This is a genomic window from Stenotrophomonas sp. K-6, from assembly GCF_056861555.1.
Map to the genome: position 1 here is coordinate 464,698 of NZ_JBSPUC010000003.1, position 17,320 is coordinate 482,017.

Annotated in this window: 16 protein-coding genes and 1 riboswitch; of the genes, 12 read left to right on the top strand and 4 right to left on the bottom strand. The window is 66.3% G+C overall.

Features of this window, described 5'->3' with window-relative positions; all coding sequences use genetic code 11:
* Positions 1-7 precede the first annotated feature (7 nt).
* Genes adiC through AC13F7_RS12530 form a run of 3 tightly spaced genes read left to right on the top strand, consistent with a single transcriptional unit; the run spans position 8 to position 4,598 of the window.
* Positions 8-1,357 (top strand): arginine/agmatine antiporter, encoded by a 1,350-nt coding sequence (gene adiC, locus AC13F7_RS12520; protein ID WP_483000731.1) that lies wholly within the window; start codon positions 8-10, stop codon positions 1,355-1,357.
* Between the two features lie 21 nt (positions 1,358-1,378).
* Positions 1,379-3,667, top strand: coding sequence for an Orn/Lys/Arg family decarboxylase (locus AC13F7_RS12525; RefSeq protein WP_483000733.1), 2,289 nt, complete (start codon positions 1,379-1,381; stop codon positions 3,665-3,667).
* Positions 3,668-3,695: 28 nt separating this feature from the next.
* Positions 3,696-4,598 carry a cation diffusion facilitator family transporter gene (locus AC13F7_RS12530; RefSeq protein WP_259259751.1) on the top strand — a complete coding sequence of 301 codons (903 nt, stop codon included), beginning with the start codon at positions 3,696-3,698 and terminating at the stop codon, positions 4,596-4,598.
* Between the two features lie 16 nt (positions 4,599-4,614).
* Here the strand turns inward: AC13F7_RS12530 and AC13F7_RS12535 are convergent, their stop codons facing one another.
* A complete protein-coding gene (locus AC13F7_RS12535; protein ID WP_483000736.1) occupies positions 4,615-5,184 on the bottom strand; it encodes a hypothetical protein in 570 nt (189 codons plus the stop codon).
* Positions 5,185-5,367: 183 nt separating this feature from the next.
* On the opposite strand from AC13F7_RS12535, the gene AC13F7_RS12540 reads away from it, so the two are divergent.
* From AC13F7_RS12540 to map, 3 genes are all read left to right on the top strand, one after another.
* Positions 5,368-5,799 (top strand): RidA family protein, encoded by a 432-nt coding sequence (locus AC13F7_RS12540; protein WP_483000740.1) that lies wholly within the window; start codon positions 5,368-5,370, stop codon positions 5,797-5,799.
* 76 nt (positions 5,800-5,875) lie between these two features.
* On the top strand, positions 5,876-6,088 hold the full coding sequence (locus AC13F7_RS12545) for a ParD-like family protein (protein ID WP_088433419.1): 213 nt from the start codon (positions 5,876-5,878) through the stop codon (positions 6,086-6,088).
* Positions 6,085-6,852, top strand: coding sequence for a type I methionyl aminopeptidase (gene map / locus AC13F7_RS12550; protein WP_483000744.1), 768 nt, complete (start codon positions 6,085-6,087; stop codon positions 6,850-6,852). The genes AC13F7_RS12545 and map overlap by 4 nt, the downstream gene beginning before the upstream one ends.
* Positions 6,853-6,880: 28 nt before the next feature.
* On the opposite strand, the gene AC13F7_RS12555 is transcribed toward map, so the two are convergent.
* Together AC13F7_RS12555 and AC13F7_RS12560 are read right to left on the bottom strand one after the other, a co-directional pair.
* Positions 6,881-7,657, bottom strand: a complete 777-nt coding sequence (locus AC13F7_RS12555) for a LytR/AlgR family response regulator transcription factor (RefSeq protein ID WP_483000748.1) — start codon at positions 7,655-7,657, stop codon at positions 6,881-6,883.
* A complete protein-coding gene (locus AC13F7_RS12560; protein WP_483000752.1) occupies positions 7,654-8,790 on the bottom strand; it encodes a sensor histidine kinase in 1,137 nt (378 codons plus the stop codon). Before AC13F7_RS12560 ends, AC13F7_RS12555 begins: the two co-directional genes overlap by 4 nt.
* Positions 8,791-8,973: 183 nt before the next feature.
* Here AC13F7_RS12560 and AC13F7_RS12565 point away from each other — a divergent pair, with 183 nt between their 5' ends.
* The gene (locus tag AC13F7_RS12565; RefSeq protein WP_483000755.1) at positions 8,974-9,351 is read left to right on the top strand and encodes a hypothetical protein; all 378 of its coding nucleotides are present in this window, start codon (positions 8,974-8,976) and stop codon (positions 9,349-9,351) included.
* 36 nt (positions 9,352-9,387) lie between these two features.
* Here AC13F7_RS12565 and AC13F7_RS12570 read toward each other — a convergent pair whose 3' ends face one another.
* Positions 9,388-10,305, bottom strand: coding sequence for a LysR family transcriptional regulator (locus AC13F7_RS12570; protein WP_483000760.1), 918 nt, complete (start codon positions 10,303-10,305; stop codon positions 9,388-9,390).
* A gap of 138 nt (positions 10,306-10,443) precedes the next feature.
* Between AC13F7_RS12570 and AC13F7_RS12575 the strand changes: the two genes are divergently transcribed.
* From AC13F7_RS12575 to pnuC, 5 genes are all read left to right on the top strand, one after another.
* Entirely contained in the window at positions 10,444-10,833 is a 390-nt protein-coding gene (locus AC13F7_RS12575) for a RidA family protein (RefSeq protein ID WP_265308175.1), read from the top strand.
* 72 nt (positions 10,834-10,905) lie between these two features.
* Positions 10,906-13,104, top strand: coding sequence for a translocation/assembly module TamB domain-containing protein (locus tag AC13F7_RS12580; RefSeq protein ID WP_483000763.1), 2,199 nt, complete (start codon positions 10,906-10,908; stop codon positions 13,102-13,104).
* Between the two features lie 99 nt (positions 13,105-13,203).
* Complete coding sequence (locus AC13F7_RS12585; protein ID WP_483000766.1) at positions 13,204-14,340, top strand: phosphotransferase enzyme family protein; 1,137 nt, start codon at positions 13,204-13,206, stop codon at positions 14,338-14,340.
* Between the two features lie 39 nt (positions 14,341-14,379).
* A riboswitch (TPP riboswitch) is annotated at positions 14,380-14,475 on the top strand.
* A 67-nt stretch (positions 14,476-14,542) separates the two neighbouring features.
* Positions 14,543-16,708, top strand: a complete 2,166-nt coding sequence (locus tag AC13F7_RS12590; RefSeq protein ID WP_483000768.1) for a TonB-dependent receptor — start codon at positions 14,543-14,545, stop codon at positions 16,706-16,708.
* Complete coding sequence (pnuC, locus tag AC13F7_RS12595; RefSeq protein WP_483000770.1) at positions 16,705-17,301, top strand: nicotinamide riboside transporter PnuC; 597 nt, start codon at positions 16,705-16,707, stop codon at positions 17,299-17,301. The genes AC13F7_RS12590 and pnuC overlap by 4 nt, the downstream gene beginning before the upstream one ends.
* The last annotated feature ends 19 nt before the right edge of the window (positions 17,302-17,320 follow it).

Genomic DNA, 17,320 nt, shown 5'->3' on the forward strand with positions numbered 1-17,320 from the left:
AAGCGTCATGGCACAAGCAAAGAAGATCGGGGTCGTCGGTGCCACCTTCCTGGTGGCTGGCAACATGATGGGGTCGGGGGTGTTCCTGCTGCCCTCCAGCCTGGCCAAGATCGGCACCGCCTCCATCTGGGGCTGGCTGATCACCACGGCCGGCGCATTGCTGCTGGCCTTTGTCTTCGCCAAGCTCGGCAAGCTGGCGCCCAAGGCTGGTGGACCGTATGCCCATGCGCGTGACTGGTTCGGACCCTACATGGGCTTCCAGACCAATGCCGTCTACTGGTTCGCCAACTGGATCGGCAATGTCGCCATTCCGATCGCGGCGGTGGGCTACTTCAGTTACTTCTTCCCGATCCTGTCCGAACCACTCCCGCGCTGCATCGCGGTGCTGGCGCTGGTGTGGGCGCTGAGCTTCGCCAACGTCATCGGCCCGTCGTTCGTCAGCAAGCTGCAGACGGTGACCACCAGCTTCGCGCTGGTGCCCATCCTGGGCATCGCCATCTTTGGCTGGTTCTTCTTCGACCCGACGATCTTCAAGGGCGCCTACAACGTGTCCGGGGAATCCAACTTTGGCGCAATCTCCAGTGCCGCCGCGCTCACCTTGTGGGCGTTCATCGGTGTGGAATCGGCGTCGGTGACTGCCGGTGTGGTCGAGAACCCCGAGAAGAACGTGGCCCGCGCGACGCTGGCCGGCGTGTTCCTGGCCGCGATCGCCTACATCGCCAGCTCCTCGGTGATCATGGGCATGGTGCCCAATGGCGAGCTGCAGGTCTCCGATGCGCCGTTTGCGCTGGCTGCCGCCAATGCAGTGGGTGGCTGGGGCGGAGCACTGGTGAGTCTGTGCGCCTTCGTCGGTGCGGCCGGCTCGCTTGGCGGCTGGATCCTGCTGACCGCGCAGAGTGCCAAGGCGGCCTCGGATGACGGCCTGTTCCCGAGCATCTTCAGCAAGACCAACAAGGATGATGTGCCGGTCAAGGGCGTGCTGATCGTGGCGGTCCTGATGACCCTGGCGGTGCTGGTCACCTCTACCTCCGAGACCGCCTCGGCCCAGTTCGATGTGATCACCTCGGCGGCCGTCGTGCTGACCCTGCTGCCGTACATCTACTCCTGCGTGGCCTGCTACTTCGTGGTCGAGCGCTCGCACACGCTGGTCCATACCGGTGCGTTCTGGCTGTTGACCAGTGTCACCGTGGTGTACTGCCTGTGGGCGATCTTCGGTTCGGCCGGCAACATCGTGCAGTACGCCTTCCTGTTCGTATTGTTCATCACGGTGTTCTACCCGTTCTTCAGCGAGGAGCGTCGCCGCCAGCGCGGCCAGCTGCCCGCGCTTGACGCCGCCGTCCGCACGACGCTTTCGTGATACTGCCCCAGGAGAATCCCTGTGTACTTCAAGTCCCTTGATTATCCGATCATCGTCATCGATGACGACTACGAATCCCCGCGCATCGGCGGCATCCTGATCCGTGCGCTGGTGGACGAGCTGCGCAAGAACGACCAGCGCGTGCTGTGCGGGTTGACCCTGGCCGATGCCCAGGCCGGCGCGCGCACCTATGTGGCGGCCTCGGCGGTGCTGATCTCCATCGATGGCACCGAGGAAAATCCCGAGCAGTTCCAGCGGTTGCTGGGCTTCCTGCGCGAGCAGACAGCCCGCCGCGCCAACCTGCCGGTCTTCCTGTACGGCGAACGGCGTACCATCGAGAAGGTGCCGAGCAAGCTGCTCAAGTTCGTGCACGGCTACATCTTCCTGTTCGAAGACACCAAGAGCTTCATTTCCCGCCAGGTGATGCGGGCGGCCGAAGACTACATGGCGAACCTGCTGCCACCGTTCTTCAAGGCCCTGATCCACCACGCGGCCGAGTCCAACTATTCCTGGCACACGCCGGGGCATGCCGGCGGCGTTGCGTTCACCAAGTCGCCGGTCGGGCGTGCGTTCCACCAGTTCTACGGCGAGAACACCCTGCGCAGCGATCTGTCGATCTCGGTGCCCGAGCTGGGGTCGCTGCTCGACCACACCGGCCCGATCAAGGACGCTGAGAACGAAGCGGCGCGCAACTTCGGCGCCGACCATACCTTCTTCGTCACCAACGGCACCTCCACTGCCAACAAGATCGTCTGGCACGGGACCGTGGGGCGGGGTGATGTGGTATTCGTGGACCGCAACTGCCACAAGTCGCTGCTGCACTCGCTGATCATGACCGGGGGCATCCCGGTGTACTTCACCCCGAGCCGCAATGCGCACGGCATCATCGGCCCGATCAGCCTGGATCAGTTCACCCCCGCGTCGCTGCAGCAGGCGATCGCGGCCAACCCGCTGGCCAGCAAGGCGTACAAGGCCGGGTCCAAGCCGCGCATCGCGGTGGTGACCAACTCGACCTACGACGGGCTCTGCTACAACGCCGAGAAGATCGCCGAGGAGATCGGCAGCGCGGTGGACTTCCTGCATTTCGACGAAGCCTGGTACGCGTACGCCGCCTTCCATCCGTTCTACGAGAACCATTACGGCATGGCCAAGGGCAAGCCGCGCGAGCAGGATGCGATCATCTTCACCACGCACTCCACGCACAAGCTGCTGGCCGCCTTCTCGCAGGCCTCGATGATCCACGTGCGCAATGCGGCCTCCCGTGAGCTGGATGCCGAGCGCTTCAATGAAGCCTTCATGATGCACACCACGACCAGCCCGCATTACGGGGTGATCGCGGCCTGCGATGTGGCCTCCAAGATGATGGAGGGCGCGGCAGGCGAATCGCTCGTGCAGGAGATGCATGACGAAGCGATCGCCTTCCGCCGCGCGATGCTGCACGTGCGTGAGGATCTGGGGCGCGACGATTGGTGGTTCAGCGTCTGGCAGCCGGACAAGCTGGAGCGCTCGCTGGCCAAGGGCGATGCGCCGGCCCCGATGGTAGCCAAGCGCAGCGAGTGGTACCTGCAGCCGGGCGCGCACTGGCACGGCTTTGATGGCCTGGTCGATGACTACGTGCTGATCGATCCGATCAAGGTGACCCTGCTCACGCCCGGGCTGTCGATGGACGGCGGGATGGGCCAGCGTGGCATCCCGGCCGCGGTGCTGAGCAAGTTCCTGTGGACCCGCGGCATCACGGTGGAGAAGACCAACCTTTACTCGGTGCTGTTCCTGTTCTCGATGGGCATCACCAAGGGCAAGTGGAGCACCCTGGTCACCGAGTTGATGGCCTTCAAGGAACTCTACGACAGCAACGCGCCGTTGACCCGCGCATTGCCGCAGCTCGCCGCCGAGTTCCCGATCGCCTACGCCGGCTGGGGCCTGCGCGATCTGTGCGATGCGCTGCATGCCTTCAACGATGAGTTCGGCGTGGCCCAGGTGATGCGCGCGATGTACGTGGATCTGCCCGAGCCGGTAATGACGCCGGCCGAGGCCTACGACCACCTGGTGCGCGGCCAGATCGAGCGGGTCGATATCGAGCAGCTCAGCGGTCGTATCGCCGGCACCATGCTGGTGCCGTATCCGCCGGGCATTCCGACCATCATGCCGGGTGAGCGCTTCGGCGCCAGCGATGAGCCGATCATCCAGTCGCTGCGGATCGCCCGCGAGCAGAACGCGCGCTTCCCGGGCTTCGAGTCGGATGTGCACGGGCTTATCATCGACACCGACGGCGACGCGCCGAGCTACAAGGTGGAGGTGCTGAAGGTCTGACGCCTGCGCGGAGAACCTTCGGCCAGCGATGGATACAGCACGCGAGCAGCGGGTCCTCACATTCTCCATCGGGGTGACGATGGCGGTCAGCGCCATCGGCTTCATCGGCGGCCTGTTGGTGGGATCGCAGGCCATCCTGTTCGACGGCGTCTACAGCCTGGTGGATGTGGCGCTGACCCTGGTGGCGCTGTCGGTGCTGCGGCTGGTGGCGCGGGAAGAAAGCCCGCGCTTCCAGTATGGGTACTGGCACCTGGAGCCGATGGTGGAGGCGCTTGGCGGGGCGATCCTGTCGCTGGCCTGCATCTATGCGTTGGCCAACTCGGTGATCGGGCTGACCACCGGGGGTCATGAGGTCAAGGCTGGGCCTGCGCTGCTGTGGGCCGCCGTACTGTGTGTGAGCAACCTGGCCATGGCGGCGTTCGTGCGTACCCGTGCGATGCAGCTGCATTCGGCGCTGCTGTGGCTGGACGTGCGCGCCTGGCTGCTCAGCGGGCTGATGAGCCTGGCCGTGGTGTTGGCGTTCGCGATCGCGCTGCTGCTGCGCGGCGGCGAGCACGCCCACTGGATTCCTTATCTGGATCCACTGGTGCTGGCCGCAATCAGTGTCGCGGTGCTGCCGGTACCGCTGCGCAGCGCCTGGAAGGCCATGCGCGAAGTGCTGCAGGTGGCGCCGGATACGCTGGATGCGCGCGTGCAGGCGGTGATGAAGGACTTCGTCGCCGAGCACGGCTATCTGGACTTCACCAGCCACGTGGCCAAGATGGGCCGCATGCGGTTCGTGGAAATCCACATCCTGACCCGTCCGGAAACGGTGATCGGCACCATCGGCAACGTGGACGCGATGCGCGACGAGATCGCCGAGCGATTGGATGCGCGCGGCAGCGAGTTCTGGCTGACCATCGATTTCACGGCCGATCCGGCCTGGACCTGACTCGGCGCGCAAGCGCTCAAGGTGGGGCCGTCTGGCTCTCACTGGACGTCGAGATGATGGTTGCGTTCTGCGGCAGAGACACCACGAACGGGTAGCGCGGCAGCAGCCAGGGGTAGTCACGCTCCAGCACGGCTTGGGCGTCATCGCGCCGGTCGGTGAATGCCAAGCTGTGCACCATCACCCGGCGGGCGTCCTGCTGGCTCGGCTCGCCCGTCACGACGTACACATCGCCTATGTAGGTGGCCTTGCCGGCTTCGATCGTGAGGCGTGGGGCATCGGCCTCGTCGAGGGCGAAAGTCTGCCCTTGCCGGTAAAACAGCAGTCCGATGTAATAGCGCCCGGCCTTGATACGCAACGACGTGGTGGGCTCGTTGCAGACGATCACGCCCTTGAAACGGTACGGGCCGATCAGCCCCTTGGCTGAAGTGCCCGGCGCGTACAACTGCATGCCGAAGGTGTTCTCCGGGCAGTGGCTGGTGGTGATCAGCAGGCCTTCGTCGGGCTTGAGTGCGGCGCTTTCCTTGAGGTTCTGCGGCCCGGCCAGGCAGGGAAGGGCGATCAGCAACAGCAGTGCAGTCCAGACCATTCTCATCCTGAGCTCCGGTGGTGTTCTTCGTGAACGTGCTTGAAGGAACGTACGACCCGCCCGGATGGCCGGGAGTGCACGAATCATCCATGACTGCACCGCAGCGTTGCAATGCCCTGCGTTGACCTCAACCGCGGTTGAGGCAAGAGACTGCGTACTCATTCCTTGACCAAGCCTCCCCCCATGTTGACCGATGCCCCTGTTGCGCCTGCCGGCCTGTTTGGGTTCATTAATCCGTCCGGGCTGTACGACCCGACCGCGAACGGCTATTCCCACGTTGCGGTGGTGCGGCTGCCGGCCCGCGTGATCCACATCGCCGGGCAGGGCGGGGAAACCGCCGATGGCGCGCTGCCGCCGTGCTTCGATGCGCAGGTCGCCCAAGCGCTGGACAATCTCAGCCTTGCACTGACGTCGGCCGGTGCCACCCTGGCCGACGTGGCCAAGCTCACCGTGCTGGTGGTCGATCACGATCAGGACCGACTCGGCATCCTGTCCGAACAGATCGGCCGACGCTGGCGCTTGGGCCGTGCGCCGACCTGCACGCTGATCCCGGTGCCGCGGCTGGCGTTGGACGGCATGCTGTTTGAGATCGAGGCGACGGCCTACACCCGTTGAGCGACTCCGGGGCGAGCCTTTTACTGTGATATACGAAACATATATGATGTGTATATCCACTTTTTGAGGCTCGCCCATGGGCATCGTCAACATCGACGACGAACTGCACGACAACCTGCGCCGCGCCAGCGGCGTTTCGGGCCGTTCCATCAATGCCCAGGCGGGCTTCTGGATCAAGATCGGCATGCTGTGTGAAATGAATCCGGGTATGAGCTACCAGGAGATCGTCAGCCGTGAACTGCGTGCTGCCGGGGTCGAGCCGGGCGCGTTGCGGGTGGCCGAAGCATGATCAAGACCGTTGAAGAACAGGCGCTGATGCGCGCATCGGGGCGCCTGCTGGCACAGGTGTTCGAGGCGCTGGACGAGCTGCCGCTGGAGGGCATGAGCACGCTGCAGGTGAACGACTGGGTCGAGCGCTTCATCGTCGATCAGCTGCATGCGCGCCCGGCGAGCAAGGGCCAGTACGGCTTTGCCTACGTGCTCAATTCCTCCATCGACAACGTGGTCTGCCATGGGGTGCCATCGCCCGATGCCATCCTGCGCAGCGGCAGCATCGTCAATCTGGACATCACCCTGGAGAAGGACGGTTACATCGCCGATTCCAGCAAGACCTATCTGATCGGCGAGGTGGACTACGCGGCGAAGCGGCTGGTTCGGGTCACGCGCGAGGCGATGTGGAAGGGGATCGGCGTGGTGCGCCCGGGCGCGACGCTGGGCGACATCGGTTTTGCGATCCAGCAGCATGCCAAGGCGCATGGCTACAGCGTCGTCCGCGAATTCTGCGGCCATGGCATCGGCCAGGAGATGCACGAAGAGCCGCAGGTGCTGCATTACGGGCGCCGCGGCGACGGGCTGGAGCTGGAAGAGGGCATGACCTTCACCATCGAGCCGATGATCAACCAGGGCCGCGCGGCCATCGACATGAGCGACGACGGCTGGACCGTGACCACCCGTGACGGGAAGCTCTCGGCACAGGCCGAGCACACGGTGCTGGTGACTGCCGATGGAGTCGACGTCCTGACGTTGCGGGCAGACGAGCGCGTAGTGCGCTGACGCGGCCGCCGGACCTGGCTCGGCGGCCTCATTCGCTGCGCGTGGAGACCAGCTTGAGGAACGCCTCGTTCTGATACCGGCTCATGCGTAGCTGCTGGCCGGTGTCCATGGTCACCACGTGGTGGCCGTTGAACCACGGATGGATCGCCTTGACCCGGCGCACGTTGACGATCGCCGAGCGATGCACGCGCGCGAAATGCCGCGGATCCAGCCGGGCGGCGAGGGTGGTCATGGTCTCGCGCAGCTCGTGCATGCGGTCGACCAGGTGGATCTCGACCGTGTTGCGTGCCGCCTTGATCCAGACGATGTCCTCCACCGCCACCAGCACCACATGCTCATCGACCCGCACCGGGATGCGCTGCAGGTAGTCGTCCCGCTGGCGCAGTGCATCCAGCGCCTGCAGGATCTGCGCCGAGGCCTGTGCGCCCATGCCGCTCGCCGCCGACAGCCGCGCCTTCGCCCGCTGCAGCGTGGCGGCAAAGCGCTCGCGGCTGAACGGCTTGACCAGATAATCCACGGCATTGGCCTCGAAGGCCTTCACTGCGTACTGCTCGTACGCGGTGACGAACACGGTGGCCGGCATTCGCGCCGCGCCGAGGGTGGCCACCACGTCCATGCCGTTGATCGCGGGCATCTGGATGTCCAGGAACACCAGGTCCGGTGAGTGGCTGCGGATCGCGCCGACCGCCGAGATGCCATCGCCGCATTCGCCGACGATGTCGATTTCGGGATCATCGCGCAGCAACCGCACGATCGCATGGCGGGCGATCGGCTCATCATCGACCACCAGCACGGTCAGGCTCATGCCGGCGCGATCCCCGGCGTTGTACCGGGGGTGAATTCGGGTGCCTCGTCGGCACTGTCCAGTTCACGGAACGGCACGCGGACGCGGCAGGCGACACCCTCTGGCCAGAGCATGTCCAGCCGGACGTCGGCGGCATCGCCGTACAGTTCCTTCAGGCGCAGGCGTGCATTGGACATGCCGATGCCGTGTCCGGCCGATGCGGTCGGTTCGGCCGACAGGGTGCTGTTGCGGTTGCGCACTTCGATGCACAGCGTGTCGCCATCGCGGCGGGCCTCGATCTCGATCGTGTCGCTGCCCACGCGCTGGCCGATGCCATGGCGCAGCGCGTTCTCCACCAGCGGCTGCAGGATCAGGCTGGGCACCGCGCAGTCCAGCGTGTCCGGAGCGATGTACGTGCGGGTGGTGAGCCGATCCTTGAATCGGGTGCGCTGGATGCCCAGGTACAGCTCGATCAGGTCCAGTTCCTGGCGCAGGCTGATTTCCTGCCCGTCGTAGTCTTCCAGGAACGCGCGCAGCAGGTCGCTCAGGCGCAGCAGCATGTCTTCGGCCGAGACCTTGTCCTCGTCGAGCAGGGTAATGATCGCGTGCAGGGTGTTGAACAGAAAGTGCGGCTGCAGCTGGGACTTCAGCGAGAGCAGACGCGACTGTGCCAGCTCGGTGGCCAGCTGGCTCGCCTCCAGTTCACGGCGGGCCTTCTCGGCGTGGAAATGGATGGCCTGCTGGATCGCGAACAGGGTCCAGTAGGTCAGCAGCCCGATGGCGAAGTGCTGCTCCAGGAAGTAGCCCAGCTGCTCGAAGAAACCGCTCGGCTCGAACAGGGTGGAGACCATCGCGCCCACGACCATGGCAATGAACGTCATGCCGACGCTGGCCACCGCCTGTGCGCCGAGCCCGTGCAGGCGCCCGCTGCCGCGTACCGGAAAGCGCTCGGCGAGGCGGAAGACCGTGGGTGCCAGGGCAGCCCACGTGTACCACTGGATCAGCGACCACCGCAGCAGATCCCAGAGGGGTTGTTGGCTGTTCGGTAGACCGGCGTTGATCGAGGTCTGCAGGGCGAACACCACGGCCACCGCCGTCCACAGGGCGAGGTAGCGGGACAGGCGGATCCGGGTGCTGCCAAGGCGAATGTACATGGTCGATTCCGGGCCAGGCATCTCTGGCGACGCTCATCTTAGGCAGGCGGCGGGAGGGCGGGAAGCGCCATGACGGCCCATTACGATTGGCCTGGTCGTGGCGACGATTCGTCCCGGACCGGTTGGCCGATCCGGCCGGCGGGCGCGTGATGCGGGTGTCCATCACCTGCCTGGAGCACCGCCATGATCCTGATCCGCCCCCTTCTGCTCGTTTCGTTGCTGCTCGCCGCCAGCGCCCACGGCGGACAGGCGCGTTACTTGGGTCTGCTCAACCGGGCGCACGACAGCGTGGTGACCGTCGATGTCGCGCCAGCCGGCACGGAAGCGTTTGCGCCGCGGTCGATCGATATTCTTGCGGGTGGCGGCGGCAGCACCATGATCCGCCTGGCCGACGAGGGCTGCCGGTTCGATCTTCGTGTCGCGTTCCGCAACGGACGACGGGTGGTCTACCGCGATGTGGATGTGTGCAGGGGCGACACACTGGTCATCGCGCCGCTGAAGAAAACACCCGATGATCGTGCGGTTGCGCTGGAGCCACAGACGCCAACGCGTGGCCGATAGCAGGGGGGCGCGGCGAGTGCCGTCCGCCGTCCGCGCTTACGGAGGCATACGCGGCATGCGCTGCTCCACCAGCGCCGCGACCCAGTCGATGAAGACCCGCAGCTTGGCGCTGACATGCCGGTTCGGGGGGAACGCAAGGTGCAGCGGCATCGCATCGATGCGCCACCCCGGGAACAGCCGGACCAGCTCGCCGGCGGCCACGTGCGGGGCGGCCATGTAGTCCGGGAGCCACAGCGCACCCAGGCCCGCCACGCCCGCGGCGAGATACGCATTGCCATCATCGACCGCGAGCAGGTGGTGCCCCTTCACGGTGACCGGTTCGTCGCCGCGCTGGAGGGTGTAGGGCAGAACCGTGCCACTGCGCGAGCGCAGGTAGCCGACCACGCGGTGCGGGGCCTGCTCCAGGTCCTGCGGATGCGAAGGGATACCCGCCTGCTGCAGGTAGGCGGGCGAAGCGTAGATGCCGGCCGGCAGATCGCCAATATGGCGGGCGACCAGCGATTGATCGGTGATTTGTCCACCCCGGATCACGCAGTCCACGTTCTCGTCGATCAGGTCCACGTGGCGATCGCTGACGCCCAGATCGAGCTGGATCTCCGGATAGCGGGCAAGGAAGTCGGGCAGGGCCGGCACCAGCACCCGCCGTGCGAATGGGGCGGGCACGTCCACCCGCAGGCGCCCGCGAGGCGCGGCAGCCGCAGTGGACAGGCTGGTTTCAGCGTCGTCGATGTCGGCCAGCAGCCGGATCACCCGCGCATAGTAGGCCGCGCCATCGGCGGTGACATTCACCTGCCGGGTGGTGCGGTTCAACAGGCGCACCCGCAGCCGGGCCTCCAGGTGCTGTACCAGCTGCGTGACCGTGGTGCGGCTGATGTGCAGCGTTTCGGCGGCCTTGGTGAAGCTGCCGGTTTCCACCACCCGGGCGAAGGCCTGCATTGCGTCGAACCGGTCCATCTGCATTCCCTGGGGGCTGATTGTTTGGATTCTACAAACAATGTTGGGCAGCGGACCGCGTTTATCCGGTGCCCACGGCGGTCTACTGTGGCCTTTCATTCCAGATGGGCCGGTATCGGCCCAGGGCAGAGGTGGTTCATGGCAACACGTGACGTCGTTTTTCCGCCGGGCCGCCAGGCCCTGTACGAGCGCAACCGCTACTCGCCGGCAGTACGGTCCAATGGCTTTCTGTTCGTGTCCGGGCAGGTTGGCAGCCGCGAGGACGGTTCGCCCGAGCCCGAGCTGGAGGCGCAGGTACGGCGTGCGTTCGACAACCTCAACGCGGTGCTTGGCGCGGCCGGGTGCACGTTCGATGATGTCGTCGACGTGACCGTGTTCCTGGTCAATCCCGAGCAGATCTTCGAGCGGGTGTGGGCCGTCGTTCCGGAGTACTGGGGCGAGGCGCCGTATCCCACGCTCACCGGTATCGGCGTGACTTGGCTGTATGGATTCGACGTGGAGATCAAGGTGATCGCGAAGCTTCCGTAGCACGCCTTCACGCGGTCACGGCTGCGTCTTGCCGATAGTGGGACGTCATCCTGCTTCCTGTTGCGGACCCACATGCCCCTGATTCCCGAGCGCGTGCAGCGCTGGCCCCGGCCGTGGCGCGTGGTGTTGCTGTCGCTGCTGGCGCTCTACGCGCTGTACCTGCTGGCGGGCAATGTGTTCCTCAATACGCCGCTGTTCGATGCGGTCACCAACCGCAAACCTGAAAAGTTCACAATGCAGACCGGGCCGGCGCTGACCCTGATGCCCGGGCAGGCCGTGGTCTGGAACATCCGCATGCGCGGCCAGGCCAATCGAACGCAGTATGTGTTCCGTGCCGACCGGGCGAGTGCCTGGATCGATCTGCCGGCGCTGTTGCGCAAGGAAGTGCGCATTCCGCGCATTGATGCCACGGGGGTTGAAGCCGAGGTCGAGCGGGTCGAAAAGGCCATTCCCCCGCCGCCGCGGGGTGACCGTGGCTGGACGCTGCGGTTCGATGCGATCCACAGCGACACTATCCGCAGTGGGCGCTTCGGCAAGCTGCTGATCGTTGGCCAAGGGCGCGGCAATGTCGGTTTCCTCAAGCAACTCAAGGGCGGGCCATCGGAGCTGTTCGATTCCACGGCGGGCTTCGATGATGCCCAGGTCAGTTTCGACGGGGTCAACGTGCTGGACGATGCCCATATCGCCGCGCGCTTCCACTTCCCGCGGCACTATCGTGACGACGCGCCGGGATTGCAGAAACTTGGCATCACCTGGGCGCAGCTGCAGATCGATGCCCGCAGCCAAGGCCTGCGCATCGACACCGGTGGCCCGCACGTCAAAGTGGGCAGTGCGGTCTCCAATGCCCGCCTCACCGCGGACGTGACCCTGGAAGAGGGCGCGCTGCGACCGGGCAGCCGGCTGGTCTGGCGGCTGCCCCTGCATGCCGGCGTCCACGCCGATGACCGTGGCCTGCTGTCGCTGCAACTGGACGTGGCGCAGGACATGCGCGTCCAGGCCCGGCTACCGCGTGATCCGGAAACGGGCAGCGAACTCAATGCCGATCTGCGCGTGACCGGCCGGAAGATTCCGTTCCAGGCGCCGGGCGAGCTGCTTCCACGGCTGTCTGGCAAAGTGCAGGGCGCCTGGCAGTTCCAGTCGCTCAACTGGATCAGCGATCTGTTCGTGAAAAAGCCGTGGTTCCACCTTGATGGCGGTGGGCTGCTCAAGGCAGACGTCATCCTCGCCGATGGTCAACTGGCGCCGGGCAGCACGGTGGATATCCCGCAGGTGGCTGCCGTGGCCGAGGTTGCAGGGGTCAGGATGCGCGGCGACGCCCATGCACAGGGCCGGATCGTGGAGGGCGAACCACCGCAGGCGGAACTGAAGGTGCAGATCCCGCGCTTCCAGGCTGCGCCCACCAATGCGCCGAAGGCGGTGCTGTTCGATGGGCGCCAGCTGGCGCTGACCCTGCGCGGCGATGCCCGATTGAAGGAATTGAGTGATGGCATGCGCGCCCAGCTGCGTTTCACCGATGCGCGGGTGCCCGACCTCACCGCCTACAACCGCTATCTGGGCAACGACAACGTGCGCCTGCTCGGCGGGACCGGTCTGCTCAGCGGTGATGTCTCGCTGGATGCCTCCGGTCGGGTAGGCAAGGGCAGTGCCGATCTGCGCGGCACCGGGGCCCGGCTCAGTGTGGCGGGCATCGCCATGCGCGGCGATGCGCAACTGCAGGCGCGCCTGCAGCGTGCGGATTTCGACAGCCGCCAGTTCGATCTCGGCGGCACCACCGTGGACCTGCGCAACATCCACGTGGGGGATGAAAAAAGTGACGGGCGTTGGTGGGGCAAGGTGGCGATCCGCAGTGGCCACATTGATGCGGCCGCGCCGTTCCAGGTGGATGGCCTGGCCGACCTGCGCCTGCGCGATGCCGGGCCATTGCTCGGCGTGTTCGCCCAGCGCAGCGAATACCCGCGCTGGGTGCTCGGGATGCTGGATTCCGGGGAGGTGCAGGCCAGTGGGCAGCTGCGCTGGCGCAGTGGCGAGCTGATCGTGGAGGATCTGCAGGCCGAGAACGAGCGGCTGTCCCTGCAGGCGCGGCTGGATCTGAGTCATGGCAAGCGCCGCGGCGATCTTTACCTGCGCTGGGGCGTGCTGGGGGCCGGCATCGAGCTGCAGGGCCAGCAGCGCAAGTGGCACCTTGCCGGCGCCCGCGACTGGTATGCCGAGCAGCCGCGGCTGCTGCCGGCCAAGCCGGCCGCCACGAAGCAGGGCAACGGCACGCCCTGACAGAGTGATTGGCTCCCCTCGGTGGGCCCGGCTTGGTATCCTCGCCGCGCCCTCTGTCTGGTGACAGCGTGCCTCTCGCCGTCATCGACCCGTCATCCCATGAGCAACAGCCCCCACCGCGTTCAAGGCCTCAACAACGATGAGGTGGCCGCCGATTGGCCCGCCATCACCGACCGGGAGATCACCTGGCTGCGTGAGCGGTTTCCGCAGCTGGGCGAAGCGAGCCAGGTGCTGTGGCACAGCCCGCGGCCGATGTCCGCCGCCGCCATTGTCGAGAGCGAACAGGGCAGGGTGTTCGTCAAGCGTCACCATGGCAGCGTACGCACGGCGGCCGGGCTGACCGAAGAGCATCGCCTGCTCCAGCACCTCGCCGCTCAGGGCGTGCCCGTGGTCGAGGTATTGCATGATCGGGACGGCGCAACCGCGGTCGAACACGATGGCTGGACTTACGAGCTGCATACCGTGGGCCGTGGGCAGGACATCTACCGCGATGCGCCGTCCTGGACATTGCTGACCGACGCCGCACAGGCGCGCGAGGCCGGCCGGATGCTGGCGCGACTGCATCACGCGTCAGCCAGCTATCACGCACCCCAACGCAGCACGCACCTGCTGGTCGCGCGCGATGATCTGCTCCGCGCCGCCGATCCTATCGCGGCCCTGCAGGCCGGGCTCGGCGATCGTCCGGGCCTGGCGGCCTACCTCGCGCGCCAGGATTGGCAGGCCGATCTTCGGCGGGCGGTGCTGCCCTGGCACGCCGGGCTGGCTGAGCGCCTGCAGGCCGAGCCGCGCCTCTGGGCGCATAACGATTTCCATGTGTCCAACCTGCTCTGGCGTCAGGACGGCGAGCGATACGTGGTGGATACCGTGCTCGATGTCGGCCTGGCATCGCCGACCAGTGCCTTGTTCGACCTGGCCACCGCCATTGAACGCAACGCGGTGGCCTGGCTGGCGCTGGAAAGCGGCGAGGCGGCCGTGCGCGTGGATATCGCGCTGGCTCTGCTGGCCGGCTACCGCGAGATCGTGCCGCTGTCTGCCGAGCGCGTGCACCTGCTGGCCGACCTGCTCCCTATCGTCCAGCTCGACTTCGCGCTGTCGGAAGTGGAGTACTTCGAGGGCGTGACGCACTCGCCGGCCAATGCCGACGTGGCCTACCACACCTTCCTGCTCGGGCATGCTGACTGGTTCAGCACCCCGGCAGGGCAGGGCCTGCTGAAGGCGCTGCACGCCGCCGCCTGAGGGCAGGCTCGCAAATCCGTACGGTTTGTAGTGAAATAGTCACAGAAGCGGGGGTGCCTGGCGAAACCAGGCTGAGAGAGTCCCTTGGAACCTGATCCGGTTTGCACCGGCGTAGGGAGCTTTGAGCAGCAGGCATACCGCCGTGATGGGTCGGTGCGCCTGCGTGCCTTCGCTTCGTCTCCCCCAGCTGATGACGAATCGAATGAACCGTTGCTTCCGCCCCACGCTGTTGTCCGCCGCCCTCTGCGCCGCGCTGCCACTTCATGCCAACGATCTCGCGGACGCGCCCGAGCGCTCGCCGACCGAGCTCGCCGCCGTGCGCGTGCAGGCGCATCAGCCGGCAGCCACCACCACGCAGACCAGCAGTTTCGGCGCGGGTGACTGGAAGAGCACCCCGGCCTCGGTGAACGTCCTGGATCGCGATCTGCTGGACAGCCGCCAGGTCCGCACGTTGTCCGAACTGGCCAGCAACGATGCCTCGCTGGGCGACAGCTACGCGCCGGTCGGTTACTACCAGAACATCGCGATCCGCGGCTTCCCGCTGGATACCGGCACCGGCTACCGCTTCAACGGGCTGGCCATCACCGGCGAGCAGCGCCTGGCGCTGGAGAACATCCAGTCGGTGGAGATCCTCAAGGGTGAGGCGGGTCTCGCCGCGGGCGTCATGGCGCCCGGCGGCATCATCAATTACGTGGGCAAGCGCCCGGCCGAGGTCCGCAACGTCACCCTCGGCACCGATTCGGAAGGCTCCCGCTACACCGCGGTGGATCTCGGCCACTGGCTGTCGCCGCGTTTTGGCGTTCGCTTCAATGCCGCCTGGGAAGACAGCGATTCCTACATCGACCACGCCGATGGCCGCCGCAACTTCTACTCGCTGGCCACCGACTGGCTGATCGGCGAACGCGGCAAGCTGGAGGTGGACGCCAACTACCAGACCAGCGCGCAGCGCTCGGCCTCGGGCTATCAGCTGCTGGGCGCCACCGAGCTGCCGCGCGGCGTGGACCGCAAGCACATGCTGGGCTACCAGGCGTGGCAGCGGCCGGTCGGCATCGACAGCACCAACCTCACTGCACTGCATACCTACGACTTCAGCCCGAGGTGGCAATCGCGGGTGTCGGCCAGCTACAGCCGCTCGGTGATCGACGACAACGTCGCCTTCGCCTACGGCTGCTACTACGCCGCCGGCTGTGCCGATGGCAGCGTGCCGGGCAACTACTTCGCGCCCAACGGCGACTACGACATCTACGATTACCGCAGCCCGGACGACACCCGCCGCAACCTGGAATTCCGTGGCGAGCTGCGCGGCAGTTTCGCCACCGGCGATGTCCGGCACGAGCTGAGTGTGGGTGCGGACCGTTTCGAGCGCACCGTGGACAAGCGACGCAACGTCAATGAGTACGTGGGCACCGCCAACATCCACGATGCGCAGGTGCCGCAGTTCGAACCGTCGCCGCTGATGCCGGGCCCCTCCGCGCGGCGTCTGGACAGTGCGCAGACCGCAGTGTTCGCATTGGACCGGATGAGCTTCGGCGAGTGGCAGTGGCTGGCCGGCGGGCGTTTTGTCCGCCTGGACGAGCGTGCCTATGACAAGCGCGGCAACCCCGAGCGCCACAGCCGCCTGTCGCGCTTCCTGCCGCAGACCGCGCTGGTCTGGAAGGCGACCGATGAGGTCAATGCCTATGTGAGCTACGTGCGCGGGATTTCGCTCGGCCAGGAAGCGCCGTTCTGGACCTCCAACGAAGGCACGTTCCTGCCTGCAGTGCTGTCGCGCCAGACCGAAGTAGGCGTCAAGTACGTGCCCAGCGATGCGCTGACGTTGGGTGCCGCTCTGTTCCGCACTTCGCAGCCGTTCCAGTACGCCAAGCCGGACGGCAGTGATGCCGGCTACAGCTTCGTCCAGGAGGGGCAGCAGACGCATACCGGGCTGGAGCTCACCGCGCAGGGCCAGCTCACCGAGCGCCTGTCGCTGACCGCCAGCGCCAGTGTGCTGCGCGCCCGCGCCCGCGATGCCGGCACGCCAGACTACGAAGGCCACCAGCTGATCAACGTGCCCAAGACGCGCGCGACCGTGCATGCGGAGTACCAGCTGCCGTTCGTGACCGGCCTGGGGCTGACCGGCGGTTGGCGTTACGCGGCCTCCAACGTGGCCACTGCCGATGGTCGCGTGAGCGCACCGGCGTATAGCGTGTTCGACGCCGGCCTGCGCTTCAGACATCAGCTGGGTGAGCATCCGGTGACCTGGAACCTCTCGGTGGACAACCTGTTCAACCGCTTCTACTGGCGTGACACCGGCAGCAGTTCCGGCGACTACTACCTGTTCCCGGGCGCACCGCGTCAGGCCCGGCTGTCGGTCACGTTCGCACTATGAACCCGGCAATCCTGGAGTGGTCGGCCGCCATCGTCAGCATGCTTGGCGTGTGGCTGATGACGCGCCGGGTCACCATTGCCTGGCCGGTCGGACTGATCTCGGTCGCGCTGTACGCGCTGGTGTTCGCCGAGGCACGGCTGTACTCGGACACGCTGCTGCAGGTCGTCTTCGGTGGCTTCCTGGTGTACGGCTGGGTGCGCTGGCGAGGCCAGGTCGAGGACGATGGCCGGGTCGCGATCGTGCCGCTGGCGCGGGTGACGATGTGGCGTGACCTCGGCATCGGCGTGGCCTTCGGGATTGCGCTCGGCGCGGCGATGCACTTCCTTACCAATGCAGCGTTGCCGTGGCTGGATGCAATGCTGGCTGCGCTGAGCCTGGTCGCCCAGTGGTGGCAGGCGCGGCGTCACACGGCCGCATGGTGGCTGTGGATCCTGGTCGACGTCGTCTACGTCGGCATGTACATGGTCAAGTCACTGCACGTGACCGCCGTGCTGTATCTGGTGTTCGTCGGCCTGGCCGTAACGGGGTTGCGGGCATGGACGGTGGCGCGCAACGATGCGCTGCTCCACAACGCAGAAGGGCGGCGCGGTTAAGTCCGCGCCGCCCTGGGTT

Excerpts from the sequence above, each read along its gene's own strand:
- AC13F7_RS12530 (WP_259259751.1), top strand. The coding sequence starts at position 3,696 with ATGGATACAGCACGCGAGCAGCGGGTCCTCACATTCTCCATCGGGGTG.
- AC13F7_RS12570 (WP_483000760.1), bottom strand. The coding sequence starts at position 10,305 with ATGGACCGGTTCGACGCAATGCAGGCCTTCGCCCGGGTGGTGGAAACC.
- AC13F7_RS12535 (WP_483000736.1), bottom strand. The coding sequence starts at position 5,184 with ATGGTCTGGACTGCACTGCTGTTGCTGATCGCCCTTCCCTGCCTGGCC.
- adiC (WP_483000731.1), top strand. The coding sequence starts at position 8 with ATGGCACAAGCAAAGAAGATCGGGGTCGTCGGTGCCACCTTCCTGGTG.
- AC13F7_RS12545 (WP_088433419.1), top strand. The coding sequence starts at position 5,876 with ATGGGCATCGTCAACATCGACGACGAACTGCACGACAACCTGCGCCGC.
- AC13F7_RS12565 (WP_483000755.1), top strand. The coding sequence starts at position 8,974 with ATGATCCTGATCCGCCCCCTTCTGCTCGTTTCGTTGCTGCTCGCCGCC.
- AC13F7_RS12590 (WP_483000768.1), top strand. The coding sequence starts at position 14,543 with ATGAACCGTTGCTTCCGCCCCACGCTGTTGTCCGCCGCCCTCTGCGCC.
- AC13F7_RS12580 (WP_483000763.1), top strand. The coding sequence starts at position 10,906 with ATGCCCCTGATTCCCGAGCGCGTGCAGCGCTGGCCCCGGCCGTGGCGC.
- map (WP_483000744.1), top strand. The coding sequence starts at position 6,085 with ATGATCAAGACCGTTGAAGAACAGGCGCTGATGCGCGCATCGGGGCGC.
- AC13F7_RS12560 (WP_483000752.1), bottom strand. The coding sequence starts at position 8,790 with ATGTACATTCGCCTTGGCAGCACCCGGATCCGCCTGTCCCGCTACCTC.
- AC13F7_RS12575 (WP_265308175.1), top strand. The coding sequence starts at position 10,444 with ATGGCAACACGTGACGTCGTTTTTCCGCCGGGCCGCCAGGCCCTGTAC.
- pnuC (WP_483000770.1), top strand. The coding sequence starts at position 16,705 with ATGAACCCGGCAATCCTGGAGTGGTCGGCCGCCATCGTCAGCATGCTT.
- AC13F7_RS12555 (WP_483000748.1), bottom strand. The coding sequence starts at position 7,657 with ATGAGCCTGACCGTGCTGGTGGTCGATGATGAGCCGATCGCCCGCCAT.
- AC13F7_RS12540 (WP_483000740.1), top strand. The coding sequence starts at position 5,368 with ATGTTGACCGATGCCCCTGTTGCGCCTGCCGGCCTGTTTGGGTTCATT.
- AC13F7_RS12585 (WP_483000766.1), top strand. The coding sequence starts at position 13,204 with ATGAGCAACAGCCCCCACCGCGTTCAAGGCCTCAACAACGATGAGGTG.